Source organism: Thiocapsa sp., assembly GCF_011390875.1.
GTDB lineage: Bacteria > Pseudomonadota > Gammaproteobacteria > Chromatiales > Chromatiaceae > Thiocapsa.
On record NZ_JAABRP010000124.1, the window covers coordinates 1 to 330 of the forward strand.

The 330-nt window shown below is 61.2% G+C and carries 1 protein-coding gene; it reads right to left on the minus strand.

All coding sequences use genetic code 11. The annotated features are described in order from the left end of the window. On the minus strand, positions 1-330 hold a 330-nt coding region (locus GPT33_RS11360; RefSeq protein ID WP_296808929.1), incomplete at both ends, for an ethylbenzene dehydrogenase-related protein.

Here is a 330-nt window from a genome sequence, read left to right on the forward strand (position 1 = left end):
GTCCTCGTAGAAGGTGTTGTTGTCGCCGCCGACGTCTTCGGAATCCTTGAGCTTCTTCCAAGAGCCGTCGGCCTGTTTGACGTAGGGCGAGCGCTGCTCGGAATGGGTCGCATCTTCGTACTGCAGCAGCACAAAGAGCTCGTCGCCGACGCGGGCTGCGCGAATGGTGCCGTCGGTCTTTCCCTTTTCACCGAAGTTTGCACCCTCTTTCAAATGAAGCTTGACTGGGGCTGCCGCCTGCCAAACCGCATCGTCGTCGACGCCGTCCAGGGTTGGCGCTGTGTCGAAGGTGATCGCCGTCACGGTCTCCAGCGGTCGGGCTGCGTATCC